The 26,039-nt window shown below is 37.9% G+C and carries 23 protein-coding genes and 2 tRNA genes; 12 read left to right on the forward strand and 13 right to left on the reverse strand.

Annotated features, from left to right (window positions below):
• Positions 1-442 precede the first annotated feature (442 nt).
• Complete coding sequence (locus DB42_RS07320) at positions 443-727, reverse strand: DUF167 domain-containing protein (protein WP_044882395.1); 285 nt, start codon at positions 725-727, stop codon at positions 443-445.
• 93 nt (positions 728-820) lie between these two features.
• On the opposite strand from DB42_RS07320, the gene DB42_RS07325 reads away from it, so the two are divergent.
• From DB42_RS07325 to tdh, 6 genes are all read left to right on the forward strand, one after another.
• Positions 821-1,348, forward strand: a complete 528-nt coding sequence (locus DB42_RS07325) for an HdeD family acid-resistance protein (protein ID WP_162180768.1) — start codon at positions 821-823, stop codon at positions 1,346-1,348.
• Positions 1,349-1,847: 499 nt separating this feature from the next.
• Positions 1,848-2,702: a DNA-formamidopyrimidine glycosylase gene (gene mutM / locus DB42_RS07330; RefSeq protein ID WP_044882397.1), complete on the forward strand. Its 855-nt coding sequence runs from the start codon at positions 1,848-1,850 to the stop codon at positions 2,700-2,702.
• On the forward strand, positions 2,683-3,291 hold the full coding sequence (locus tag DB42_RS07335) for an HAD family phosphatase (protein ID WP_044882398.1): 609 nt from the start codon (positions 2,683-2,685) through the stop codon (positions 3,289-3,291). The genes mutM and DB42_RS07335 overlap by 20 nt, the downstream gene beginning before the upstream one ends.
• Positions 3,292-3,493: 202 nt before the next feature.
• Complete coding sequence (locus tag DB42_RS07340) at positions 3,494-4,033, forward strand: carboxymuconolactone decarboxylase family protein (RefSeq protein WP_044882399.1); 540 nt, start codon at positions 3,494-3,496, stop codon at positions 4,031-4,033.
• Positions 4,034-4,238: 205 nt separating this feature from the next.
• Positions 4,239-5,426 (forward strand): glycine C-acetyltransferase, encoded by a 1,188-nt coding sequence (locus DB42_RS07345; protein WP_044882400.1) that lies wholly within the window; start codon positions 4,239-4,241, stop codon positions 5,424-5,426.
• A gap of 37 nt (positions 5,427-5,463) precedes the next feature.
• Positions 5,464-6,498: an L-threonine 3-dehydrogenase gene (gene tdh / locus DB42_RS07350; RefSeq protein ID WP_044882401.1), complete on the forward strand. Its 1,035-nt coding sequence runs from the start codon at positions 5,464-5,466 to the stop codon at positions 6,496-6,498.
• Positions 6,499-7,607: 1,109 nt separating this feature from the next.
• Here the strand turns inward: tdh and DB42_RS07355 are convergent.
• From DB42_RS07355 to DB42_RS07375, 5 genes are all read right to left on the reverse strand, one after another.
• A tRNA-Met gene (locus DB42_RS07355) sits at positions 7,608-7,680 on the reverse strand.
• Positions 7,681-7,686: 6 nt separating this feature from the next.
• Positions 7,687-7,759: transfer RNA gene (locus tag DB42_RS07360), tRNA-Met, on the reverse strand.
• 99 nt (positions 7,760-7,858) lie between these two features.
• On the reverse strand, positions 7,859-9,151 hold the full coding sequence (locus tag DB42_RS07365) for a 3-deoxy-D-manno-octulosonic acid transferase (protein ID WP_039384509.1): 1,293 nt from the start codon (positions 9,149-9,151) through the stop codon (positions 7,859-7,861).
• Between the two features lie 459 nt (positions 9,152-9,610).
• Positions 9,611-11,839 carry a Tex family protein gene (locus DB42_RS07370; RefSeq protein ID WP_044882402.1) on the reverse strand — a complete coding sequence of 743 codons (2,229 nt, stop codon included), beginning with the start codon at positions 11,837-11,839 and terminating at the stop codon, positions 9,611-9,613.
• 360 nt (positions 11,840-12,199) lie between these two features.
• Positions 12,200-12,643, reverse strand: a complete 444-nt coding sequence (locus DB42_RS07375) for a hypothetical protein (RefSeq protein WP_044882403.1) — start codon at positions 12,641-12,643, stop codon at positions 12,200-12,202.
• Positions 12,644-13,163: 520 nt separating this feature from the next.
• Here DB42_RS07375 and DB42_RS07380 point away from each other — a divergent pair.
• From DB42_RS07380 to DB42_RS07395, 4 genes are all read left to right on the forward strand, one after another.
• Positions 13,164-13,880 (forward strand): dienelactone hydrolase family protein, encoded by a 717-nt coding sequence (locus DB42_RS07380; protein WP_044882404.1) that lies wholly within the window; start codon positions 13,164-13,166, stop codon positions 13,878-13,880.
• Between the two features lie 5 nt (positions 13,881-13,885).
• Positions 13,886-14,215: a TMEM14 family protein gene (locus tag DB42_RS07385; RefSeq protein WP_044882405.1), complete on the forward strand. Its 330-nt coding sequence runs from the start codon at positions 13,886-13,888 to the stop codon at positions 14,213-14,215.
• A gap of 232 nt (positions 14,216-14,447) precedes the next feature.
• Positions 14,448-15,866, forward strand: a complete 1,419-nt coding sequence (locus tag DB42_RS07390) for an ABC transporter ATP-binding protein (protein ID WP_044882406.1) — start codon at positions 14,448-14,450, stop codon at positions 15,864-15,866.
• Between the two features lie 46 nt (positions 15,867-15,912).
• Positions 15,913-16,407: a peptidylprolyl isomerase gene (locus tag DB42_RS07395; RefSeq protein WP_044882419.1), complete on the forward strand. Its 495-nt coding sequence runs from the start codon at positions 15,913-15,915 to the stop codon at positions 16,405-16,407.
• Positions 16,408-17,088: 681 nt separating this feature from the next.
• On the opposite strand, the gene DB42_RS07400 is transcribed toward DB42_RS07395, so the two are convergent.
• The 7 genes from DB42_RS07400 to DB42_RS07415 all read right to left on the reverse strand — a co-directional run bounded on the left by DB42_RS07400 (position 17,089) and on the right by DB42_RS07415 (position 24,647).
• On the reverse strand, positions 17,089-17,754 hold the full coding sequence (locus DB42_RS07400) for a leucine-rich repeat domain-containing protein (RefSeq protein WP_052436059.1): 666 nt from the start codon (positions 17,752-17,754) through the stop codon (positions 17,089-17,091).
• Between the two features lie 17 nt (positions 17,755-17,771).
• Positions 17,772-18,017: a hypothetical protein gene (locus tag DB42_RS11545; RefSeq protein ID WP_052436060.1), complete on the reverse strand. Its 246-nt coding sequence runs from the start codon at positions 18,015-18,017 to the stop codon at positions 17,772-17,774.
• Complete coding sequence (locus DB42_RS11295) at positions 17,977-18,132, reverse strand: hypothetical protein (RefSeq protein ID WP_155117467.1); 156 nt, start codon at positions 18,130-18,132, stop codon at positions 17,977-17,979. The genes DB42_RS11545 and DB42_RS11295 overlap by 41 nt, the downstream gene beginning before the upstream one ends.
• Before the next feature lie 12 nt (positions 18,133-18,144).
• Entirely contained in the window at positions 18,145-18,294 is a 150-nt protein-coding gene (locus tag DB42_RS11300) for a hypothetical protein (RefSeq protein WP_155117468.1), read from the reverse strand.
• Between the two features lie 297 nt (positions 18,295-18,591).
• Positions 18,592-20,214, reverse strand: a complete 1,623-nt coding sequence (locus DB42_RS07405; protein WP_052436061.1) for a leucine-rich repeat domain-containing protein — start codon at positions 20,212-20,214, stop codon at positions 18,592-18,594.
• 350 nt (positions 20,215-20,564) lie between these two features.
• On the reverse strand, positions 20,565-21,986 hold the full coding sequence (locus tag DB42_RS07410) for a leucine-rich repeat domain-containing protein (protein WP_052436062.1): 1,422 nt from the start codon (positions 21,984-21,986) through the stop codon (positions 20,565-20,567).
• 279 nt (positions 21,987-22,265) lie between these two features.
• Positions 22,266-24,647, reverse strand: a complete 2,382-nt coding sequence (locus tag DB42_RS07415; RefSeq protein ID WP_155117469.1) for a leucine-rich repeat domain-containing protein — start codon at positions 24,645-24,647, stop codon at positions 22,266-22,268.
• A gap of 502 nt (positions 24,648-25,149) precedes the next feature.
• Between DB42_RS07415 and DB42_RS07420 the strand changes: the two genes are divergently transcribed.
• Both DB42_RS07420 and DB42_RS11880 read left to right on the forward strand, forming a co-directional pair.
• Positions 25,150-25,518, forward strand: coding sequence for an IS630 transposase-related protein (locus DB42_RS07420; RefSeq protein ID WP_044882407.1), 369 nt, complete (start codon positions 25,150-25,152; stop codon positions 25,516-25,518).
• A 164-nt stretch (positions 25,519-25,682) separates the two neighbouring features.
• Entirely contained in the window at positions 25,683-25,907 is a 225-nt protein-coding gene (locus tag DB42_RS11880; RefSeq protein ID WP_052436064.1) for a transposase, read from the forward strand.
• Positions 25,908-26,039: the final 132 nt, after the last annotated feature.

The raw sequence follows: 26,039 nt of genomic DNA on the forward strand, positions 1-26,039 counted from the left end.
CTGGGTTATATAAGTATTACTCTCCCCCTTTGAGCCCGCACTTATCACCTTTTAATTCATTTGCAATGATATAAGCATACTTTCTTATCCGTACTGACTTAAGAAAAATTCTGTAATCAAGCAAAGCTCCACATATTTAGTTTTCTATACACTATACTGCTTAATTGATTGAGTATAATTTTTCTTTATTCTTTGTCTAATTTTTGCATAGAGAAAATGAATAACATCTTAAGTGCTTTATCATAAGCATAATATTACTAATAAATGGCTTTTAAGCCTTGCCAGTAGAAAGCTGAGCTAAAACAAAAAATATTAAGCTAATCTTAATATTCAAAAATATTTCTCCATCTCTACAAAATTTTATATAAAAGTAGCCTAAGTGATAATAAGGAAAAATGGCGGAAAATCCCCAAATAAATTCAAATCTTGCCAGAACAAAACATTATTTAGACAATAAAATAGGATGAAGCGTTTGAGAGGAAAGTCCTTCAATACGAACGATTTTTAGGCGAGCAGTTTTTCCTTGCACAATCTGCAAAGAAGCTTTAGGGATACCTAAAGTATGGGAAAGAAGCCTAAGCAGCTCATCGTTCGCTAGCCCTTTTTCAGGAATAGCGGAAAGACGTATTCTGAGGCGATCATTTTCCCAGCCTGCTATTTCACTTTTTTTGGCTTTCAAAACGACTTTAATAGGCAGATAGATGGGAGCTAAATTGCTTTTAAACATATTAAATATATTTTACAGATTATGCGTTTATAAATTAAGCTTAAGGATAGCCATAAAATATCAATGAAGTTGATGAATAAGGAGGCTTTTCCCATGAATATTTTACAAAAGTATCGCATAGCTTTTATTGTGGAAAGCATTTTGTTAATTATTTTAGGAGGGATAGCTATTACTGCCCCTTTCATAGCGACCTTAAGTATTGAATTAATGGTAGGGAGTATTATTCTTTTAGGAGGGGGCGCTCAACTTTATAAATCTTTTAAAGCTATACATGAACCCGGGGGAGCCTTATCGTTGGCTTGTGCAATTATCTCTATGTTAGTAGGGGCTTGCATGCTTATCTATCCTATGGCAGGTATGCAAACTCTTACTCTATTAACTGCCCTCTTTTTTTTAGTTGAAGGCATCATTAAAATAAGCATTAGTCTTGAAATAAAAGGTACACCCAATTGGGGATGGCTGCTTTCTAGCGGAATTATTGCCCTTTTGATGTCAGGTATTATTCTTTCAGGTTGGCCCGAAACTTCTCGATGGATAATTGGCCCATTGGTAGGAATTAATATGACTTGGTTCGGGTTTTCACTCTTAGCGCTCGCTATCCACATTCCTACCACTAAGTGATAAAGCCGCTCTGCTTCTATATTGAGACGCATTAATGCAATAAAATTAATAAAGGGGGGATTAAAAGGAATTAAAAGAATTTCGCCTTAATACTAGCCAAGTGTGCTGGGCCAGCTTATAGTGTTAAATATAATAAAAAGGACTTCACGCCCTTTCATTAACCTATCTTTAAAAAAAATAATTTAACTTTCCTCCGGTTTAAAAAAAATTTTAAGTAAAATGCATCTATTCTTTATCCTTTGGCTTGTTTACCTGGCAAACAAGTAGTAATATTGATGACTAGGCAACTATTCAAAATTTGATATTATATTTATCCTTCCTTCATGAATGCTAAAAGTTTCCTTCCTCTTCTAGAGCTTTTACAAAACCTTGAGGCCTACGCTTACCATTTAGCTTACTTGCCTGTAAATACTCCCTTGCAATAAAAAAAGTTTGCCAGACTATTTAATCATCTAATATACTCATTTTTATCCACATCATTTTAGCTTATAGCTTAAATATGCCTGAGCTTCCAGAAGTAGAAACTATCGTACGAGAACTTATCGCGACTGGCTTAGTCGGTAAACAAATAGCAATCGCCTATGTACAGTGGCCTAAAATAATTGATACTTCGGATGATCAAGTATTTATACATCAAATCCAAGGTCAGTCTATTAATCACTTAGAAAGACGTGGAAAGTATTTGGTATTTACTTTGTCACAAAGTACTTTGTTCGTACACCTGCGTATGAGCGGTAAATTTGAATGGCTCGCCAACCCGTTGCCTATTAAAAAGCATGAACATGTACGCCTAGTTTTTACAGATGGAACAATCCTACGTTATGAAGATCCCAGAAAATTTGGACGGTGGTCTTTATATAGTGACCCCCTAGAGAAATTAAGCAGACTTGGTTTAGAACCCCTCTCTTCTAACTTTACCTGCTCAGCATTAACTTCTATGCTGCAAAAGTATGCTTCTCAAATTAAACCCTTTCTTCTTAATCAAAAGCATATTGTAGGGCTAGGAAATATATATGTTGACGAAGCTTTATGGGAAGCTAAAATAAATCCCCAACAATTAACTAATTCTCTGACTAAAAAAGAGATAAAAGCATTACACCAAGCCATTCGAAATGTGCTAAACAAAGGGATTGAAAACAAAGGAACAAGTTTAGGTGTAGGAGTAAGTAACTACTATAGCGTTAGCGGAAGAAGGGGGGGGCATCAGCATCATTTAAAAGTTTTTCGCCAGCAAGGATTAGCCTGCTCAAGATGTAGCACACTTATTATTAAAATTGTGGTAGCCCAGCGAGGGACTCATCTTTGCCCCACTTGCCAAAAGAGGGAGATCTTTAATGAAATCAAGCCTTTATAAACAAGTTATTTTTGATCTAGGAGGAGTGCTTTTTTATTGGAATCCTAAAGAAGTTTCACGTCTTCTTAAAGAAAAAGATCCTGATTTCCCTCTGCATATCGAGAAAATTATTTACACACAAACGTGGACTGATTTAGACGCAGGAATCCTTTCTTTAGAGGAAGCTGTGCAGCAGCTTAGCACGTGTTACCCCCGTCAATATATTGAACGTTTTGTTAGCCTTTCTTTAGAAAAGCTAGTGCCTCTAGAAAAAGGAATTAGTCTTTTAAAACAAGTTCAAGCACAGAAAAAGCAAACTTTCATTCTATCTAACATTTCGGGGGAGTTTTTTAAGAAGATATCTCTATACAAAAGCCTTTTAGATAGCTTTGATGGCGCCGTCTTCTCCTACGAAATTCATACCGTTAAGCCACACAAAAAAATCTACCAATTTCTCTTAGACAAATACTTTTTAAAGCCAGAGGAATGTCTATTTATTGATGATTCTTTAGCAAATGTAGCAACTGCCCAGAAGATGGGTATCGATGCAATTGTCTGCCAAGAGCACCAGCATGTACACGACGAGCTCCTAAGGTTAAAAATTATTTAAATAAAAACTCTACCGCTTGATTGTTTATCAACATTTTGTTAAGAGCAAACTTTTAACAACCATTTTACTAACTAAGATTGACAAAAGTTTCTAGCGCCTAGCTGTTAATGTCTCATTAACATTAGAAGCTCTAAAAAAATCTTGTATTAAACCTTGAGTTTCGTTAATTCTCTATTTTAACAGTCACCTAGGAGTAAAAGCTATGTTACGCGTCACCCCCGTTCTTCCCGAAAAAGCTGGACCTGAGCTTAAACCGTTATATGAGGCCCTAGAGAAAAAGATGGGTAGAGTTATTAATATTTTCCAGAATATGGGCAACTCCCCTTTAACCTTGAAAGCTTTTCTAGCTTTAAGCGAAGCTGCTGCTCATACTCATTTATCTGCAAAAGTTAGAGAGGAGATTGCTTTAACTATTGGCCAAGCTAATCAATGCGAGTATTGCGTATCTGCGCATACTCTTTCTGCTAAGGCGCACGGTATTCCTGAGCAAGAAATATTACTAGCGCGCAAGGGAGAGGCTCAAGAACCTAAAACAAAAGCCATTCTTAAATTTGTTAAAATAGTAGTAGAGAAACGCGGTAAGGTTTCTGAAGAAGATGTCGCCGCGTTAAAAAATGAAGGTGTTTCTGATCAAGAACTTATAGAAATTGTACTTAATATTGCTGTTAACATGTTTACCAATTACTTTAATAACATTATCGGCACTCAAGTAGATTTCCCAGAAGCTCCTCCTCTAACCTAAATATTAAAGGTCTTTCTAATGAAAATAATTTCTATGCATTAGAAAGACTATTTATATCTAGCTAAAACTCTTTAAGGCTTTAAAGCATAAGTATCTTAAGTCCTAACCTCTTTTTACTCTCCAAATCCTTCTTATATTTCTACTTCTACGATCTGCTTGTCAGTAGATACATAGAAATGTTACTCTGTTAAAAACGGAGTACTTTATGGATCAATCTTTTCTAAAAAATCTCAAACAGCAAATTGAAGAACTTAAAAATACGGGTCTATACAAAAAAGAATCTGAAATTATTTCTCCTCAGCAAGCTACCATTACCCTAGCTAATGGGAATAAGGTGCTAAATCTTTGTGCCAATAACTACCTTGGCCTAGCTAATAATCAACAAATCATTAAGGCTGCTCAAGAAAGTTATGATAAGTATGGATATGGGTTGTCATCGGTACGTTTTATCTGTGGCACGCAAAGCGTACATCATGCGCTGGAAAATAAAATTTCTCATTTTTTGAAAACTGAGGACACCATTCTTTATTCTTCATGCTTCGATGCCAATGGAGGCCTTTTTGAAACTCTTTTAGGTAGTGAAGATGCTGTTATTAGTGATGCTTTAAATCATGCTAGCATTATCGATGGAATAAGGCTTTGTAAAGCCAAGCGTTTGCGCTATCAGAATAATGATATAGAAGATCTAGAAAGACAATTAATAGAGGCTAAAGAGTGTCGATTTAAAATGATTGCTACCGATGGTGTATTTTCTATGGATGGCAGCATTGCTAACTTAAAAGCCATCTGTGATCTAGCAGACAAATATGAGGCGATTGTTATGGTGGATGATTCGCATGCTGTAGGCTTTTTAGGGGAAAAAGGAGGCGGCACACCAGAACATTGCGAGGTTATCGGACGGGTAGATATTATTACCGGTACTTTGGGAAAAGCGTTAGGTGGTGCCTCGGGAGGTTACACTTCAGGACGTAAAGAAATTGTAGAATGGTTAAGACAACGTTCAAGGCCTTATCTTTTTTCTAATACCTTAGCACCTGCAATCGCGTATGCTTCCATAAAATGTTTAGAAATAGTAGAAAATGGCCAGAATTTAAGAAAGAAATTAAAAGATAATAGTCTTTATTTCCGTGAAAAAATGATCCAATTAGGTTTTAAGCTCCTACCTGGTGAACATCCTATTATTCCTGTCATGATAGGTGATGCAGTCTTAGCTCAGCAAATGGCTGCTCGTATGTTAGAGCATGGAGTCTATGTGATAGGGTTTTGCTATCCTGTCGTTCCTCAAGGACAAGCACGTATACGTACGCAAATGTCAGCAGCCCACCATAAAGAAGAATTAGATATGGCCATACAAGCATTTGAAAATGTTGGCAAAGAATTTAAAATCATCTAACATCTTTGTCTTTTAAATTCATATATGTAAGGTCATCATGAAAGCTTTAGTTAAGAGTTACCGCAAAGAAGGCCTATGGATGGAAGATGTTCCCATCCCTTCCATTAAAGAAGATGAAGTTTTAATTAAAACACATAAAACTTCTATCTGTGGCACAGATATTCATATTTATAAGTGGGATGCCTGGGCACAAAAGACGATTCCTGTACCTATGGTAGTGGGGCATGAATACATGGGAGAAATCGCTGAGATAGGTAAAAATGTTAAAGGCCTTAAAGTAGGCGATCGCGTGAGCGGCGAGGGGCACATTACCTGTGGCAGCTGCATTTCCTGCCTTAAAGGCCAAAAGCATCTATGTATAAACACTTTAGGTGTAGGCGTTCATCGGCATGGCTGTTTTGCTGAATACTTTAATATCCCCGCCGAAAACGTCTTTCCCCTCCCTCCTTCCATTAAAGATAATGTCGCATCCATCTTTGATCCTTATGGAAATGCTGTACATACTGCTCTTACCTTTGATCTTACAGGGGAAGATGTTCTTATTACCGGTGCGGGACCTATAGGCATCATGGCAGCCGCCATAGCTGCTAAAGCGGGAGCTCATCAAGTAGTCATTACCGATGTGAATGAATACCGGTTACAGCTAGCTAAAAAGCTAGGTGCACAAACAATAGTCAATGTAGCTAATACTTCTTTAAAAGAGGTTATGAAAACTCTCGATATTCAGAATGGCTTTACTGTGGGCATGGAAATGTCCGGACATCCGGATGGTTTAAGAACGCTTTTAGAAAATGCTCATCATGGTGGGAAGATTGCTTTGCTGGGTATTTTACCTGCCGAATGCTTAATTGATTGGGACCTTGTTATCTTTAAAATGCTGACTATTAAAGGCATTTACGGAAGAGAAATTTTCTCTAGCTGGTTTAAAATGGTTAATTTATTGGAAAGTGGCCTTGAAATAGAGCCGTTAATTACCCACCACTATCCTATTGACAAATTTGAAACTGGGTTTGAAGTGATGATGTCAGGTCAATCAGGAAAAGTTATTTTAGACTGGCTAGAGGGCACCTGAAAAAATAAGCTTCCATAACATTTAGGCAAAAAAGGGTTCAGCTAGATATAGCTTAACAATAGCAATTTAGAGCAACCCTTTTTAAAACTGTGAAAATTTTCAACAATAATTTTTAAAGCTCCTGGATAAAATACGTAGCTTTATAAGTGACCAGGATTCTATAAGGACCGTTCCAGGGATCTTTCAACACGGCCTCTAAATATAGGGCGTTAGCTTTATAAAGGCATGGATAGAAAGCTTTTTTAATGTTAATTGAAGAAAAAGGTGAGGGTATGTAATCCCTTACCTTTTGCCTCCCCTCATTCTAGTTAAAGCATAAAATTTTATTTCATAGCTTCTTAATCCTATCGATAATGTTCGCTGAATTCTCAGGAAATTTAGCAAAAAGAATATTTGCCTTATGGAATAACATACAAGCTTTTCCTTACCAACCTGCATATAGTCTAATTCAGCTGCTCCAACAAAGCTAAAACGTTATTAGTTTTTCTGCAGCTTGTGAAGCTTTAAATGCATATCCATAGATTTTTATACGTTTTGAAAAAAACTTAGTCTACATAATCACCCTCTGAAACATGTCTCTCTACTTAGTTCGAGAGGTTTTTATAAAGTACGAGGCTGCATAAGGAGTATCTCAAAAGAGTATTATAACCTGCTTAATATCTAGCTTAAGAATCCTGTTAAGTTTGATTACCCAGATATTTTTAAATTGAAAATGCTTTAATGACAGCTTTAGAGGGGTTTCCTTCGTTGCAAAAAATGAAGTTTGGTAAGATGTAGCCCTAATTATTCCTAAATTTCTTTTCAAAAGCATTTTGAGAAATATATAACAGTTTCTATGCTAGATAAAATCTTTATTATTTTCCATAAACCTTTATAGTTATTCCATAAATATTTCTACAACGATCTATATAGGTATCTTAGCTACCTAAGATTGCTTATAGAAAGGATGATAGCTTGATTTGCTTTCATACGTTCCATGAAAGCCAGAGAATTTGAAAATGAGATGTTTATAGAGGAGACAAGCTACATCTTATCTTAGAGCTGCAGGCCAGTATAATTAACTAAGAATAATATAATCGGGAAAGTCTGGTGGATAGAAGTAAATGATGTAGCGGCAGCCGGATTTGAACCGACGACACACGGATTATGATTCCGTTGCTCTACCGACTGAGCTATACCGCCATAAAATAGCGGGGGAAGGATTCGAACCTCCGACCTTTGGGTTATGAGCCCAACGAGCTAACCCCTGCTCCACCCCGCGTCACTGAATAAGTAGATAAGTTAACAAAATCGTTATTTTAAAGCAAGGCTTTATTAAATAAATTGCACAAATAATGAAAAAGCCTTTCCTAAGCTCTCATCAGGCATTTTTTTTGATAAGAGGTTCAATAAAATTCCAAGTTTTTTGGGTAGCTCCTTTAATATCTTTAAACATGCGCACACCATTGGCTCCTATAGATTGCCGCAATTGAGAATCTTTTAGTAGTACTATCATTTCGTGGCTGAGATGATTAATATCTACTTGACGGCCCGCTTTATAATCCTCCATTAATTCTACCAACTCGGGTTGAGAATGCATATAAGGCCCATAGAGTACTGGAACGCCATACCAAGAAGGTTCTAAGATATTATGCCCACCTACCCTTGCGGTATAGCTTCCTGCCACAATCGCTAAATCAGCAAGTTGATAGCATTTGCGTAATAACCCCATAGCATCAATTAAGATGACTTTAGCATTATTAACAGGCTGATCGATTTGGCTAAAACGCACGTAGGAAATAAATTCTTTTTCCAAAAGCCTAGCCACCTCATTAAATCGCTCTGGATGCCTTGGTACAATAATTAACTTTACATGAGGGAGTTCTTCCCAAACAATTTTCATTTGTTCCAGTATCATTTTTTCTTCGGGATCATGAGAGGAACCTAACACAACGATTTGATTTATTTCCTCAATTTGAAATCGTTTTTTCCAAGCGGCATGTTGCTCAGCCGTGAAACGAGGATACTCATCATCAAATTTTAAATTACCCGTAATCTGCATTTTATGCGGGTCTACGCCAAGAGCTTTAAAACGTTCATAGTAATGCTTGCTTTGCAAGCAAAACAGGTCAATAAACGAGAAAAGCTTATGAGTGAAATAAGGAATTTTTAAAAATCGCTGGAAAGAACGTTCGGATATTTTACCATTGACTACTACAATTAAAGACCCTAAGTCTTTAGCAGCTTTAAGGAAATTATACCAGAAATCTGTTTCAACCAGGATAACCAAATCAGGAGCTGCTCGTTTCATAATAGGACGAATAATAAAAGCAAGATCGACAGGCAAATAGATATGATAATCGGCTTGGGGGATACTCCGCTTAGCTTCAGCATGCCCTGCCTCAGTGACGCTTGAGATAACAATTACAGGATCATGAAGCTGTGTTCTTAGGGTTTTAACCAGTGAAGTAGCTGCCTTAGCTTCACCTACTGAGACAGCATGGATCCATACCAACCTACGCTCCCCTTTTGTAATTAAGGGAAAATTAAATCCTAACCTTCTTGCTAGGCTTTGCTGATATTTTTTTTTGATGAAATAGTCATAGGACACTTTAGGTAGAGAAAGTAGGGCTAAGAGGCATAACATGGAGTCATATAAGAAAGATAGAATCATAATATCCTAATTATAAATTTTAAATGTATCTTAATCTATTAGGATTAAAGGATGAAGGAGAAAATCGCAAGAAGATGGGTATAAGCTAGATTCAAAGCAAAATGCAAAAGAAGCTCTTATCAAATGAATAAAAAACTATCTTTTAATTTAGCCCCTATCTTGGTTACACAAATGCTCTATAGGTTTGCTATAGCTAATCAAAGAAATTTTATGCCGTAATTAAGCCTATAAGCGGGAAGGAAGAAGGCAAAAAAAATTAAACCCATCCTTTTTAAGAGAGAAACAACTTTATTACGCTACGAGCTTAAGTTTCGGTTTAACACTTAAAAATGATGTTTTACACATTATAGCAAACGGGGCACACACTAACAAGCGAGGCATTTTAAAGCCAAGATGCACCTTAAGACAAACAATAGAGCCTTTTTAATTTCTTAATCCCCAAACTTCAAAAGCTTAAATTTATAGATTAGCGAAAGGACTGGCACTAAAACCTTTTTTTTCCTTCTTCACTGGGCCTTTTTCTTTTTTAGCTTTATTAGCTTCTACGGTACGAGCCGTTAAAGAAATACGTTTTCGGTCCACCTCAACTGCTAAGACTCGAACTTTAAGTCGCTTGCCAACATGCACTACTTCTGAAGGCTCTTTAACATATCGATCGGCTAGCTCTGATATATGTATAAAGCCATCCTGATGAACGCCAATGTCTATAAATACACCAAAAGCAGCTACATTAGTAACAATCCCTTCTAAAATCATGCCCTCTTTAAGATCTTGGATAGCATTAACGTCATGCCGAAACTGCAATTTTTCAAAGCTCTGCCGTGGATCACGCCCGGGCTTTTGTAATTCAGCTATGATATCTTTAAGAGTAGGCTCCCCTAGAGACCCTGAAATGTAACGTTTGATTTCAATTTTATGAATGTAGTTTTCATTTCCTATCAAAGCATTTAAGGGTACACCCATATCCTTGGCAATATGCTCTACTACTTCATATCGTTCGGGGTGTACAGCTGACCCATCTAAAGGATGCTCTCCTGCCCTGACACGCAAAAAGCCGGCAGACTGCTCAAAAGTACGAGCTCCGAACCCAGGAACATTTTTAAGGTCTTTACGCCCTTTAAAGGGTCCTTGTGCTTCACGATGTTTAACAATTTTTAAAGCCATCTGAGGTCCAATGCCGGCCACATAGCTTAATAAAGCTGCACTGGCGGTATTTAGCTCTACTCCTACATGATTTACACAACTTTCAACAACTTCGTGTAGTTTATCTTTGAGCAAAGGTTGATGGACATCGTGTTGATACTGCCCCACGCCGATAGCTTGAGGATCAACTTTAACTAGCTCAGCAAGAGGATCTTGGAGCCTTCTGGCTATAGAAATAGCTCCTCGTATAGTTACATCAAGCTCAGGAAATTCCTCCCGCGCAATATCAGAGGCGCTGTAAACACTGGCCCCTGCTTCGTTAACGGCAAGCAAGATAATTCTCGATAAATTATTTTTGGTAAGCACCTCTTGTACAAAAGCTTCTGTTTCTCGACCTGCCGTACCATTTCCCACACCAATAGCATAAGGTGGATAACTGCTAATCATTTGCAATAAAATTTTTTGTGCTTGTTCCTTAGCTGTACTCGATTGAAAGGGATAAATGGTTTTATAATCGATAAATTTGCCCGTCTCATCAATCACTACGCATTTACATCCCGTGCGAAAGCCTGGATCAATTCCAATCACGACCTTAGAACCTAAGGGAGCATCTAATAATCGATGGCGCAAATTTTCGGCAAAAACCTCTATGGCGGCACGATCTGATTGCATTTTAAGCTGTACTCTAATTTCTGTCTCCACACTAGGAGAAAGATAGCGTTTAAAAGCTTGCGCCACGCCTTTCTCTAAGAATTCAGCAAAAGGTGAACGAGGATTATATTTTATGATAGATTTGATTGAATTTCGTATATTTTCTTCAGGCACTTCTATATGAAAATTTAATATTTCTTCTTTTTCTCCGCGACGAATGGCTAAATAGCGATGAGAAGGAATTTTAGAGACTTTTTCTTGAAAAGAATAATAAGCTTCATACTTGCTGGCTACGCTTTCTTTACCTTCCACCACTTTAGACACCACAACACCGTCGTTTTCAAAGCACTCGCGTACATAAGCTCTTACTTCAGGGGTTGTTGCTATACTATCAGCCACAATATCTAAAGCGCCTGCTAAAACCTCTTCAATACTACTTACCCCTTTTTTAGCATCAATATAAACTGCAGCCTCCTCAAATGGATGACCTGTTATAGGTTGCTCCATGATACGTAAAGCAAAAGGCTCTAAACCTTTTTCTTTAGCTATGGCAGCTTTAGTACGTTTTTTAAGCTTATAAGGTAAATAAAGATCTTCCAGAACAGCTTTAGAGATGCAATTTTGAATCTGGATTTTTAAAGAATCTGTCATCTTACCTTGTAGCTCTATAGATTCTATTATGGATTTTTTTCGCTCTTCAAGCTCGAGCAAGTAATTATATCGCTCTTGAATAGCTCGAATTTGCACTTCATTTAAATTTCCCGTCGCTTCTTTCCTATATCTAGAAATAAAAGGAATAGTATTACCTTCAGTCAATAACTTAATGACCGCTTGTATACTTTCTGCTGGTAATTCGAGTTCTTCTACCAAAAATTTAAAAGGATCTATAGCCATACTTAATTTACCCGTATTAATGCCTCTATAAGAGGCGCGAAGTTGTGATATTTTTCAGAGATTTATTCATTTACTTTTTCTTATCCATAAGAATTTATAGCTATTTTTTTTACCCTTTGCTCTTATTGAAAATCGCTCATTTAATGGGCCCAATAACCCTTGGATTTCCTCTTTCATATTTAAGTCATTTGCTATCCTAAGGATAAAGAAGAAAGGACTAGAAAAACCTATTTAGGTAGTTATGAGCCTACCTAAGATTCAAACATTTGAAAAAAGAGGGTTTTGCTCTTCTATTCTAACTACTGCTTTTTATGAACAGCGTTGGACAAACAAAAAATCTATATTAAGCCGCACAAGTATTTAAGTTTTTTCATTAACCATCCAACTTGAAAATTTATCCAAAAAATTCAAAAATCCTGCCATATGTTGCATAGGAAAATTAAATTTTTTGTCCGCGCTTTGCAAAATCTTATGAAAACAACTTAACCACACTTGACGAGCTGTCTCATCGATAGGAAAAGCTAGATGCCTTTTACGCATCATAGGAGCACCAAAGCGCTGTTGATACAACGGTGGGCCCCCACAAAGGAATACAAAAAATGCTCCTGATTTTTTTGAAGCTTCTTTCATGTCTGCTGGGAACATCTTTCGAATAGGACTTTTATCCAGCTCTAAGTAAAATTCTTCCAACATTTTGAAAATGTTATGTTCCCCCATTAAATGATAAATCTCATGGCTAGGCGTAGCGCTGGGAGGGCCTCCTGGCGGAACATATACACTTAATTTATTCCCCTTATCTTCCATAATAATCACTTTAATTATTTATTCCTCGAACTTATAGCATATTTGCCTTACTCAGAGCAACAATTTGAATAAGCCAAGAATTATAAAAAATTTTAGGTTAAGTATCTTTTAAATTCCATTTCTTAAAGCCAATATGTTCTGCCAATTCCCTTAAAGGCTTTTATGTATGTATGTTTTTAAATTACCCTCTAAAAAAGTTAAACGTTATGGCATAATTAACTATAATATATTCCTTTTTCGCTCTCTTTTTGCTTATTATTTCTAGTTCAAGAATCACTTTTCTTTATTGCATCAATCAAAAAGTAAGCTTTCCTACCATTTCTTGAGCAAACATTAATAGTGATAAAAACCTTTCTTGGCAAGCCTTCCAAAGCAGTTTAATCGCTACCATTCTATATTAAATGTAAATTTTTTTAGCTACAAAATAAGGATACTTAAAAAAAAGAAGTTTTTTATATTAAGAAATTAGACAATCAAGTAATTTAGATTTTAAACATTGAAAAAAAGCATTAGGAAAGAAATGAATGTCTCCTATCAAGCTGACGGCCTTTGTTGCGAAGGCTACCTAGTCAATCCCAAAGAAATGCGGCATGCCCAACCAGCGGTCCTTATTGCCCATGCTTGGTATGGTCAGGATGAGTTTGCACGCAAAAAAGCACATGAGCTAGCTAATCTTGGTTATATTGCTTTGGCTATTGATATGTTTGGCCACCGAAAGAATGCTACGTGTGATGAAGAAGCATCTTCCTTAATTCAACCTCTTTACTTGGATCGTAAGCTTTTGCAAGTTAGAATCAGCGCAGCATTTGAAACTCTACTTAAGCAGCCTGGGGTGGATGGCACACGAGTTGGCGCGATTGGGTTCTGTTTTGGTGGATTAGCAGTCATCGAGTTACTGAGAAGTGGAGCACCGGTAAAAAGCGTAGTAAGCTTTCATGCTGTAATTAATTATTCAGGTGTTAATTCTTTCCCTATTGCTAAAAATATTAAAGGATCTATCCTGCTTTTACATGGTTATGAAGATCCATTATGCCCTTTAAAAGAAATTCAATATCTTCAAAGAGAGCTCAATGACGCTCGTGTGGATTGGCAAATGGATATTTATGGCATGACGTCCCATGCCTTTACTAACCCACTCGTCAACGATAAAAAGAAAGGTCTAATATATAATGAAAAAGCGAGCACAAGAGCTTGGCTAGCGATGAAGAATTTTTTTCACGAAACATTGGGGAGATAGAAAAGATGAAATGGTCTGCATGGATAACCCTTACTTACGCTTTAATCGTTATGTCAGGAGGAATAGTGGGATTTATACAGGCCCATAGCTATCCTTCATTGATTGCAGCAACTTTATCAGCCACCTTATTATTTATAGGTGCTATAGGAATGCTTAGAAAAAGTATTTTAGCTTATACATTAGTGGTGTTCGTACACTTATTATTAACTTTATTTTTTACTTATCGTTATGCTATTACCACCAAGTTTATGCCGGCAGGCCTAATGATCATCCTGAGCGCCAGCTCTCTTATATTTATTCTTACTAAAGGCAAAAAGAAAGCTAGATTAATTTAATGTCTTGAGCTATAGGCTAAAAAGGATTTCTACCCTATAGTTCGGCCGGTTCCAAACGCTATTTATTAGATAAGATTATCTTATTGAGTCCCCTTATTAAATCAACCTTATGCCTTTGACTCTCAATATCTAACATTTAAATTTCCTAGATTGTATATATAGTCTTTAATTATTTATTCTAGATAAGGCATAATTTGCTCTCTTTTAATATGACCTTAAAGGTTAAAAACAGATGTTTGATCCCACTTCTTTAAAAGTCCGTAAACAAATCATGGGTTTACTGCTCAATCGCTGGGGATTAACCTGTATGGGAATTTTAACCTTTCAGCAAATTCTCGAAGCTTCTTCTACCCTCTGGCTTGTCAAATTGGTAGAAACTATTGCCTCCCACCAAAATTTTTTACCTTACATGCTGCTTTACTTAACCTCTTTAGCACTCCCCTACATTCCTGGCTGCATAGCGCTAATAGTCAAAACCCATTGGAAACAAGAAGCTCAGCGTCATTTTATTCACGCGTTTGTTACCTCTAACAGAAATAATATTGGAGAATGGAACAATAAAGCCATTAAAGAAGAAAAGCTATCTATATTAACTTCTGAGGGGCCTTCAGCCCTTCAAGATTTGATTGATTATGTTTGGGAGCTCTCAGGTTATGTATTAAGTGTAATATTAAATATTTTAGCCCTTTCCATCGTCGTTGAACCCCTTTTTGCTTTAGCTTATAGCATTTCTGTACTATGTGTCATCGCTATTATGAAAGGACAACGCCGCACTCAACGCCAACTTACTCGAAAAGCTTTAACAGCCCGCGTAGATCTTTCGCAACAATTATTGGCCGCATGGGATAACGTTTTATTAGGCAATGGCTACAATTTTAAGCTTTGGGACGAAAAAACTTCGCAACGTTTGAAGCGGTGTTTACAACGTAACATTGATCTTGAAAGATTTGATCAAGTTTTAGCTATATTTGTTGCTTTAATAACTTCTATTCCTTCTCTAGGAGTAGTTATCTACTCAGCTATTCAACATGCGCACGATCCTGTTAAGCTTTCTGCCTTTGTAGTTATCCTTCCTCTTCTTTTCCAAATTCTTTCCTACACTTATCAAACCTTGTCTTTAGCTTTTCGATGGGGAATGCATCGCAGCAAGCTTACAGCTATTTATCGATCTATACAAGCATCTAAAGATTCCCCTTCATCTCTTGAAAAGAAAGTTAATTGGTCTAAAATTAGCGCTAACCACCATTCGACAGGAGCAGAGCATACTCCTATGTCGATAACCTCGCCTCCTTCTATCGAATCGCATAGCAATCTTATACGTTTGACCCAGCGTAAAGGCCGCCTAACCTTGCGAGGTGAAAATGGCTGTGGCAAATCGACTGCGCTTATTCTCATAAAAGATGCATTGGCTAGCAAAGCTTTTCTTCTTCCCACTCACAATCAATTATCTTTTACTTCTGAAACTAATAAGCACTCGACGGGAGAAGCTTTACGTAAGCGACTTCAGGAAATTGCCGATAAAGTGGATGTAGAGGTTTTACTGTTAGATGAATGGGATGCTAATTTGGATAAAGGAAATCAAGAAATTTTATCAGGACTCATTGATCTTTTGGCAGAAAAAAAGTGCGTGATCGAAGTTCGACACCGTTAACTATAACTAATATAAGGACTTAATAATGAATGCAAAAAAAAATCCTATCGTATTACTTACTACCTCTATGGGAAATATAAAGCTGGAGCTTTATCCGGAAAAAGCCCCTCTTACTGTGAAAAACTTTTTAGATTATGTAGAGAGCGGCCATTTTAACCAGACAATATTCCACCGGGTTATCAACGGTTTTATGATCCAAGGAGGCGGATTTAATCAAGCATTTGATCAAAAACCTACAAACGCAGCGATTAAAAATGAAGCTCACAATGGATTAAAAAATATTCGAGGTTCCATAGCTATGGCAAGGACCAATGAAATTCATAGCGCTTCCTCTCAATTCTTTATCAATCTCGTAGATAATGATTTTCTTAATTTTAAGAGTCCCGCGGCTCATGAGTATGGTTATTGCGTATTTGGTCAAGTCATAGAAGGGCTAGAAGTGGTCGACAAGATAGGTAAAGTTAAAACTGGTTCTAAAGGACCTCACCGTGATGTGCCTTTAGAAACGGTCGAAATCTTATCTGCTACGCAACAGATTTAACATTATTGTTGCTTACCAGCAGCTCTTTAGCTAAATTTAAGCGTTCTATTGAGAGGATCATAAAAGGGGAAAACGTTAATGCTTTTCCCCTTACTCTTTATACTGCCTTTAAGGTTTGCTTGTCTATTTTGCTTTTTATAGATTCCAGCAACCGCAACTAAAAGCATGCATAAGACTTGAAAAACTTATATGAATAAATCTTAGCTATTTTATCGCGCTCGAACACTTGCCTGATGATACTTACCTTCTATTTTAGAGTATTGCTCTATATCTGCCTAGACCAAGGCGTGTACCAGATAACGCCGTCCTCAACAACGATAAACAAGGAAAGACTAGCATAATCTTTAAAATAGAGGCTGCAGGGTGATAAAAAGGCTGGGATTTATCCGTAGAGCTCTTTTAAATTTTTATGCATATTTTTAGTCGTTTTTTAAGACAAGAAATAAGAAAAAAACGCAAAACATACAAAAAATGTTAAAAAGATTTCTAGTGCTTAAATTTAAAAATATATGAATATAAAAGCTGTTAGAAATTTTTCCCCTCCCTTCTATTAGTAGATAAGACTTTAGATGTTAATGTCTCTTGATAGGTCGGGAAGTTCTCTATATCCTTAATACTTTTTGAAAGCATACCCTTTCGTTTCTTTAACTTATTGGGTGATGGAGATACAAACTTTTTTAGCTACAGCCGAAAACGCTGCTTTATTTCATCTGGAATGCTTCGCAGCGGATTTCCCTTTAAATTAAGATATAACCTTTCAGGTAACTGCCCTATCTCTGCAGGAAGGGAGGTAAGCTGGTTATTGTATAAGGGAAGGTATTGTAGCTGCGATAACTGCCCTATCTCTGCAGGAAGAGTGGTGAGCTGGTTGTTGCCTAACCAAAGATCTTGCAGCTGAGATAGCTGCTCTATCTCTGCAGGAAGAGTGGTGAGCTGATTGTTGTATAAGTCAAGCCTTTGCAGCTGCGATAGCTGCCCTATCTCTGCCGGAAGAGCGGTTAGCTGGTTGTTGCCTAACCAAAGATCTTGCAGCTGAGATAGCTGCTCTATCTCTGCAGGAAGAGTGGTGAGCTGGTTATCATTTAAGTAAAGCGCTTCCAGCGGCGATAGCTGCCATATCTCTGATGGAAGTATAGCGAGCTGGTTGCTGTTTAATTCAAGCCTTTGCAGGTGCGATAGCTGCCCTATCTCTGCGGGAAGAGTGGTAAGTTGGTTGCCGTCTAAGTAAAGGTGTTGCAGCCGAGACAGCTGCCCTATTTCTGCGGGAAGGAAGGTTAGCTGGTTATTATTTAAGTAAAGCATTTCCAGCTGCGATAGCTGTCCTATCTCTGCAGGTAAAAAGGTCAAACCAATTTCTGTTAAATTTAAGCTCGTAATAACTTTGCCATGCCTTTCAATCCAATTTCTAAAAAGCTCTCCTTTTTTTCTAAAGGCGAATACTTGATTGCTTCTTGGTCTAAGTATTCCTTTCCCCCAGAAATTTCTTTCCAAATTAAGAGGCGATTAATATTTATAAGATAAGAGGAGTAGTTATCCAGGGTATGATATATCTTTTCCTCGGTTTTCCATTTAAATTCTAATTCTAACGGAGAGAGATCTAGCTTGAGCAAAGGTTTGCTTAAAGATTGCTATGGCTTTTTCTACCTCAGGAAGCTCAGCTTCTAGCTTATAAAGATTATCTAAAATAAGGGTTTGCTCGCTAACATCTCCTTGAGGAACATGCATTCTACCTATTTGCTAATAAAGAGAAGGCATGACTTCAGTAGCTAGCAGATGACGCCATCTTGTACACACGCTAGATAAGGAAAGGCTAGCGCAAGCCTTTAAAATAGGGACTAGTATCCCACTAGGTAGATGTTCAATGGTGATAGAAAAACTAGAATTCATTGCATGACCTTTTTTAATTATTGATATTTTCAGTTGTTTTTTTAGGATATTATATACATAAACTATCCAAAACGTAAAAAGAATTTTAGAGGCAAATTCTTAGCCTTTAAACTTAAAGATAGAGGGCTATAAAAAGCTTTTGGAAATTTTTCGTCTTCTTTAGCAAGGAAGATACAATTTCAGATGTGGATGTGTCTGAAGGGCCCCGGAGGTTTATCTATATTCTTAAAGCCTTCTAACTAAGCATACCGATTCGTTCCTATAACACATTAGGTGATGAAGAAACAAACTTTTCAGCTACAGGCAAAAACGCTGCTTTATTTCATCGGGTATGCTTTGCAGCGGATTTCCTTTCACCTGAAAAATTTTCAGAGTAGGTAGTTGCCCTATCTCTACAGGAAGGGAGTTAAGCTGGTTGCTGCTTAAGATAAGCGTCTGCAGCTGCGATAACTGCCCTACCTCTATAGGAAGAGCAGTAAGCTGGTTGCTGCTTAAGCCAAGCCTTTGCAGCTGTCCCAGCTGCCCTATCTCTGCAGGAAGAATGGTAAGCTGATTGTTATTTAAGTAAAGCATTTGCAACTGCGATAATTGCCCTATCTCTGCAGGAAGAATGGTAAGCTGATTGTCATCTAAGTAAAGCCATTGCAGCTGAGACAGCTGTCCTATCTCTGCGGGAAGGCATGTGAGCTGGTTACCGTCTAGGTAAAGCTCTTGCAGCTGAGATAGTTGTCCTATCTCTATAGAAAGGGAAATAAGGTGGTTGTTGTTTAAGAAAAGGTTTCGCAGCTGAGAGAGCTGCCCTATCTCTGCAGAAAGGGTGACAAGCTGGTTGTTGCTTAAGTAAAGCGCTTCAAGCTTAGAAAGCCCTCCTATTTCTGCAGGAAGAGAGGTAAGTTGGTTACTATTTAAGTAAAGGTATTGCAGCTGAGATAGCTGCCCTATCTCTGCTGGAAGTGAGGTGAGCTGGTTATTTCTTACATTAAGCGTTTTCAGCTGCAAAAGCTGCCCTATCTCTGCAGGAAGGAAGGTAAGCTGGTTACTGTTTAAGGAAAGCCATTGCAACTGCGATAGCTGTCCTATCTCTGGAGGAAGGCTTGCTAGCTGGTTGTTATTTAAGTAAAGCCATAGCAGACGAGAAAGATTCCTTATTTCTGTAGGAAGGGAGGTAAGCTGGTTATTGTTTAAGTCAAGGTGCTCCAGCTGAGAAAGTTGCCCTATATCGGTAGGAAGAGAAGCAAGCTGGTTGCTATTTAATTTAAGGGTTTGCAGCTGCGATAGCTGCCCTATCTCCGCAGGAAGGGTGGTGAGCTGGTTGCCGCTTAAATCAAGCCATTCCAGCTGGAAAAGTTGTCCTATCTCTGCAGGTAAGAAGGTCAAGCCGACTTCTGTTATCTCTAGCCTCGTAATATCTTTACCATGCCTTTCAATCCACTCTCTAAACAGCTCTCCTTTTTTTTCTAAAGGCAAATACTTGATTTCTTCTTGATCTAAGTGTTCCTTTCCACCAGGGATTTTATTCCAAATTAAGAGGCGATTAATATTTACAAAATATGAGAAATAATTGGACAGAGTAAAATATTGCTTTTCCCCGATTATCCATTTAAATTCTAATTTTAAAGGAGAAAGAGAGCTAACTAGAGCAAAGGTTTGCTTAAAGATTGCTTTGACTTTTTCTACCTCAGGAAGCTCAGATTCTAGCTTATAAAGCTTATCTAAAATAATGGCTTGCTCGCTAACATCTCCTTGAGGAACATGTATTTCACCTATTTGCTTATAAAGAGAAGGCATGACTTCAGTAGCTAGCAGATGGCGCCATCTAGTACATACTCTAAGTAAGGCAGGCGTAGGACAATACTCCAAAATCGAGGTGAGTACCTCATTAGGTAAATGCTCAATGCTGATAGAAGAGCCAGGATTCATTATATGTCCTTCTTTAAATTATTCATATTTTCAGCCGTTTTTTAGGACATTATATACATGAACAATCTAAAATGTACAAAAAAATTTTAGAGACAAATTCTTAGGCTTTAAACTTAAAAATAGAGGGCTATAAAAAGCTTTTGGAAATTCTTCCTCTTCTTTAGCAGGAAAGATACAATTTCAGATATGGATGTCTCTGAATGCGCCCAGAAGTTTATCTATATTCTTAAAAGCTTCTAAGGATATCCATTAGTTTCTTTAACCTATTGGATGATGAAGGAACAAACTTTTTCAGCTAAAAGCGCAGACGCTGCTTTAGCTCATCTGGATGCTTTACAACGGATTCTCATTCAGTAAAGCCTACTTAGAGCAAGTAGATTTTCTATCTCTGCAGGAAGGGTGGTTAATTGATTATTTTCTAAGTTAAGCCGTTGAAGCGCATTCAGCTGCCCTAGCTCTGCAGGAAGGCAAGTAAGCTGGTTGTTATTTAAGTCAAGGTCTTGCAGCTGAGAGAGCTGCCCTATTTCTGCAGGAAGGGAGTTAAGCTGGTTGCTGCTTAAGATAAGAGCTTCTAGCTGAGATAGCTGCCCTATCTCTGCAGGAAGAGCGGCAAGCTGGTTGCTGCTTAAGCCAAGCCTTCGCAGCTGAGAGAGCTGCCCTATTTCCGCTGGAAGGCAAGTAAGCTGGTTGTTATTTAAGTAAAGAATTTGCAACTGCGATAATTGCCCTAGCTCTGCAGGGAGGGTGGTAAGCTGATTGTCGTCTAAATAAAGCCATTGCAGCTGAGATAGCTGTCCTATCCCTGTGGGAAGACATGTGAGCTGGTTACCGTCCAAGTAAAGCTCTTGCAGCTGAAACAGTTGTCCTATCTTTATAGGAAGAGAGATAAGCTGGTTGTGATTTAAGTAAAGCATTTGCAGCTGAGATAGCTGCCCTATCTCTGCGGGAAGGCATGTGAGCTGGTTGTTATGTAAGTGAAACCATTGCAGCTTAGCCAACTGCCCTATCTCTGCAGGAAGAGAAGTAAGCTGGTTGCGATTTAAGTAAAGCATTTGCAGCTGAGATAGCTGCCCTATTTTTACAGGAAGGAAGTTAAGCTGGTTGTCGTCTAAATCAAGCATTTGCAGCTGAGATAGGTGCTCTATCTTTTTGGGAACAGACGTAAGCTGATTGTCGTTTACTTTAAGTTCTTGCAAATGAGATAGCTGCTCTATCTCTGGAGGTAAAAAGGTCAAGCCAATTTCTGTTAAATTTAAGCTCGTAATATCTTTGCTATGCCTTTCAATCCAATCTCTAAAAAGCTCTCCTTTTTTTTCTAATGGCAAATACTTGATTTCTTCTTGGTCTAAGTATTCCTTTCCACCAGATATTTTGTTCCAAATTAAGAGGCGATTAATATTTATAAGATATGAGGAATAATTAGACAGGGTAAAATATTTTTTTTCTTCGGTCTCCGATTTAAATTCTAAGGGAGAAAGAGTACTAGCTAAAGCAAAGATTTGTTTAAAGATTGCTTTGACTTTTTCTACCTCAGGAAGCTCAGCTTCTAGCTTATAAAGCTTATCTAAAATAAGGGCTTGCTCGCTAACATCTCCTTGAGGAACATGCGTTTTACCTATTTGCTTATAAAGAGAAGGCATGACTTCAGTAGCTAGCAGATGACGCCATCTAGTACAAACTCTAAGTAAGGCAGGCCTAGGGCAATACTCCAAAATAGAGGTGAGCACTTCGTTAGGTAAATGCTTCATGCTGATAGAAGAGCTATAATTCATTACGTGACCTCCTTTTAATTATTCATATTTTCAGCCGTTTTTTAGGACATTCTATACATGAACAATCCAGAACGTATCAGAAAATTTTAGAGACAAATTCTTAGCCATTAAACTTAAAAATAAAGCACTATAAAAAGCTTTTGAAAATTCTTTCCCCCTCTTTTATCAGGCGTTAATGTTTCTTGATGATCCAGGAGGTTTATCTATATCCTTAAAACCTTTTGAACATACCCCTTCGTTCCTTTAACATATTAGGTGATGAAGATACAAACTTTCCAGCTACAGCCGAAAACGCTGCTTTATTTCATCTGGAATGCTTCGCAGCGGGTTTTCCTTTAAATTAAGATTTAACCTTTCAGGTAACTGCCTTATCTCTGCAGGAAGGAAGGTTAGCTGGTTATTATTTAAGTAAAGCACTTCCAGCTGCAATAGCTGCCTTACCTCTGCAGGAAGGAAGGCTAGCTGGTTGTTGCTTAAGTCAAGTCCTTGCAGATGAGATAGCTGCCCTATCTCTGCAGGAAGGGAGATAAGTTGGTTGTTGCTTAAGTCAAGTCCTTGCAGCTGAGAAAGCTGCCATATCTCTGCGGGAAGGCAAGTAAGCTGGTTGTCATTTAAGTAAAGCACTTCCAGCTGCGATAATTGCTGTATCTCTGCTGGAATAGAGATAAGCTGGTTATTGTTTAAGTCAAGCTCTTGCAGCTGAGAAAGCTGCCCTATTTCCGCTGGAAGGGAGGTAAGTTGGTTGTTGCTGAAGAAAAGGTCTTGCAGCTGAGATAACTGCCCTATCTCTGCAGGAAGGAAGGTAAGCTGGTTACTGTTTAAGGAAAGCCATTGCAGCTGAAAAAGTTGTCCTATCTCTGCAGGAAGGAAGGTAAGCTGGTTACTGTTTAAGGAAAGCCATTGCAGCTGAAAAAGTTGTCCTATCTCTGCTGGAAGGGAAGTAAGTTGATTATTTTCTAAGTTAAGCGTTTGCAGCTGGGGTAACTGCCCTATCTCTGCGGGGATGAAAGTAAGCTGATTGTTCTGCAAGTAAAGCCCTTGAAGCTTAGAAAGCTGCCCTATTCCTACGGGAAGGAAAGTAAGTTGGTTATTTTCTAAGCTAAGCGTTTGCAACTGAGATAGCTGCCCTATCTCTGCTGGAAGGGAAGTAAGTTGATTATTTTCTAAGTTAAGCGTTTGCAGCTGGGGTAACTGCCCTATCTCTGCAGGGATTAAAGTAAGCTGATTGTTCTGCAAGTAAAGCCCTTGAAGCTTAGAAAGCTGCCCTATTCCTACGGGAAGGGAAGTAAGCTGGTTATTTTTTAAGTTAAGCGTTTGCAACTGAGATAGCTGACCTATATCTGCGCGAATAGAGATAAGCTGGTTTCTGCTTAAACCAAGATTTCTCAGCCGAGACAGCTGCCCTATTTCTAGGGGAAGGGAAGTAAGCTGGTTATTGTCTAAACCAAGCGTTTGCAGCTGAGGTAACTGCCCTATCTCTGCTGGAAGGAAAGCTAGTTGGTTATTTTCTAAGTTAAGCGTTTGCAGCTGAGGTAACTGCCCTATCTCTGCAGGGATGGAAGTAAGCTGATTATTCTGCAAGTAAAGCCCTTGAAGCTGAGAAAGCCGTCCTATTCCTACGGGAAGGGAAGTAAGCTGGTTATTTTCTAAGCTAAGCGTTTGCAGGTGAGATAGCTGACCTATCTCTGCAGGAAGGGAAGTAAGCCGGTTATTGTTTAAGTAAAGGTATTGCAGCTGAGATAGCTGCCCTATTTCTAGGGGAAGGGAAGTAAGTTGGTTATTGTCTAAGCCAAGCGTTTGCAGCTGAGGTAACTGCCTTATCTTTGCGGGAATAGAGATAAGCTGGTTTCTGCTTAAACCAAGATTTCTCAGCCGAGACAGCTGCCCTATCTCTGCGGGAAGGCAAGTAAGCTGGTTGTCGCTTAAGAAAAGCGTTCGCAGCTGCGATAGCTGCCCTATCTCTGCAGGAAGGGAGGTTAGCGGGTTATTGTTTAAGTAAAGGTATTGCAGCTGAGACAGCTGCCCTATCTCCACGGGAAGGGAAGTAAGCTGGTTATCATTTAAGTAAAGCACTTCCAGCTGCGATAGCTGCCCTATCTCTGCAGGTAAAAAGGTCAAACCAATTTCTGTTAAATTTAAGCTCGTAATAACTTTGCCATGCCTTTCAATCCAATCTCTAAAAAGCTCTCCTTTTTTTGCTAAAGGCAAATACTTGATTTCTTCTTGGTCTAAGTATTCCTTTCCACCAGGAATTTCTTTCCAAATTAAGAGGCGATTAATATTTACAAGATAAGAGGAGTAGTTAGCCAGGGTAAGATATCTCTTTTCCTCGGTTTTCCATTTAAATTCTAATTCTAACGGAGAGAGAGAACTAGCTAAAGTAAAGATTTGCTTAAAGATTGCTATGACTTTTTCTACCACAGGAAGCTCAGCTTCTAGCTTATAAAGCTTATCTAAAATAAGGGCTTGCTCGCTAATATCTCCTTGAGGAACATGTATTTCACCTATTTGCTTATAAAAAGAAGGCATGACTTCAGTAGCTAGCAGATGGCGCCATCTAGTACATACTCTAAGTAAGCCAGGCGTAGGACAATACTCCAAAATCGAGGAGAGTACCTCATTAGGTAAATGCTCAATGCTGATAGAAGAGCTAGGATTCATTATATGTCCTTCTTTTAATTATTCATATTTTCAGCCGTTTTTTTAGGACATTATATACATGAACAATCCAAAATGTACAAAAAGATTTTAGAGACAAATTCTTAGCCTTTAAACTTAAAAATAGAGGGCTATAAAAAGCTTTTGGAAATTCTTCGTCTTCTTTTATTAGACGTTAATATTTTTTGATGATCTAAGAAGTTTATCATATCCTTAAAGTCTTCTAAACATGCCGCTTCTTTTCTTTAACCTATTAGATGAAGTAGAAGCAAACTTTTTAACGAGAGGTGAAAACTTTGCTTTATTTTACTTGGAATGCTTAGCAGCGGATTTCCGTCCAAATTAAGAGGCAGATAATCATGCAACTGACTTATATCCTTAGAAAGATTAGTAAGCTGGTTATCGTTTGAGCCAAGCGTTTGCAGCTGCTATACTTCTGAAAGAAAAATTAAGCTATAATTATTTAAATTCTATTTTTCTGTGAATATATGTATAATCAATTGGCATGGTATATTCACACAATTTAAGAAAAAAAGCTTTGAAGTATATAGAGAATGGCGGCACAATCGCCACAGCTAGTGTGGTGTTTGGCGTAGCAGCTCGTACGTTAACAAACTGGATTAAGCGGAAAAAACAAGGTAATCTAGCTCCTAAAAAAAGACGGCAGAGCCCCACTAAAATAGATAGTGAAAAGCTAAAACTATATATAAAACAAACTCCCGATGCATACCTTAGGGAAATAGCTGAGGAATTCGGAGTGACAACAGCTGCAGTTTTTTATGCCTGTAAAAGACTGAAAATCACTTTGAAAAAAATACACCCTTCTATAAGGAAAGAGATGAGGGTAAGCGAGAGGAATTTAGACAAAAGCTAGAAAATATTTCGGAAGAAAATAGAATTTACATAGATGAAAGCGGGATGAATGCCTACTTACAGCGCCAGCATGCAAGATCACCTCTAGGAGAAAAGATTTATGGTGCTCTAGCAGGTCGTTCATTTGCTACAGAAAGCTTTATAGCAGCTAAATGGAACTCCTAGATGGTAGCTCCTTTTTGTTATACAAGTACCTGTAATTGTCTTTTATTTAACTTCTGGCTAGAAAAAACATTGATACCCGAACTTAAAGCGGGGCAAGTTCTAATTAGGGGTAATGCTACCTTCCATAGATCGCAAACCACTCATGAGCCTATCAAAAAGGCAGGGTGTGAGATTTTATTTTTGTCGCCTTATTTTCCAGATTTAAGCCCTATTGAAACCTTTTGAGCTAATTTTAAGAAGATCGTAGTAGCAAGCTTCAGTAAGTTTTCTACTCTTGCTCAAACCATTGATTACTCTTTCTCAAGTATATGTCGATGATAAAAAATATAAAATTTAAATCAATAAAGCCCCTGCAGC

It is taken from the genome of Neochlamydia sp. EPS4, assembly GCF_000813665.1.
Classification (GTDB): domain Bacteria; phylum Chlamydiota; class Chlamydiia; order Chlamydiales; family Parachlamydiaceae; genus Neochlamydia.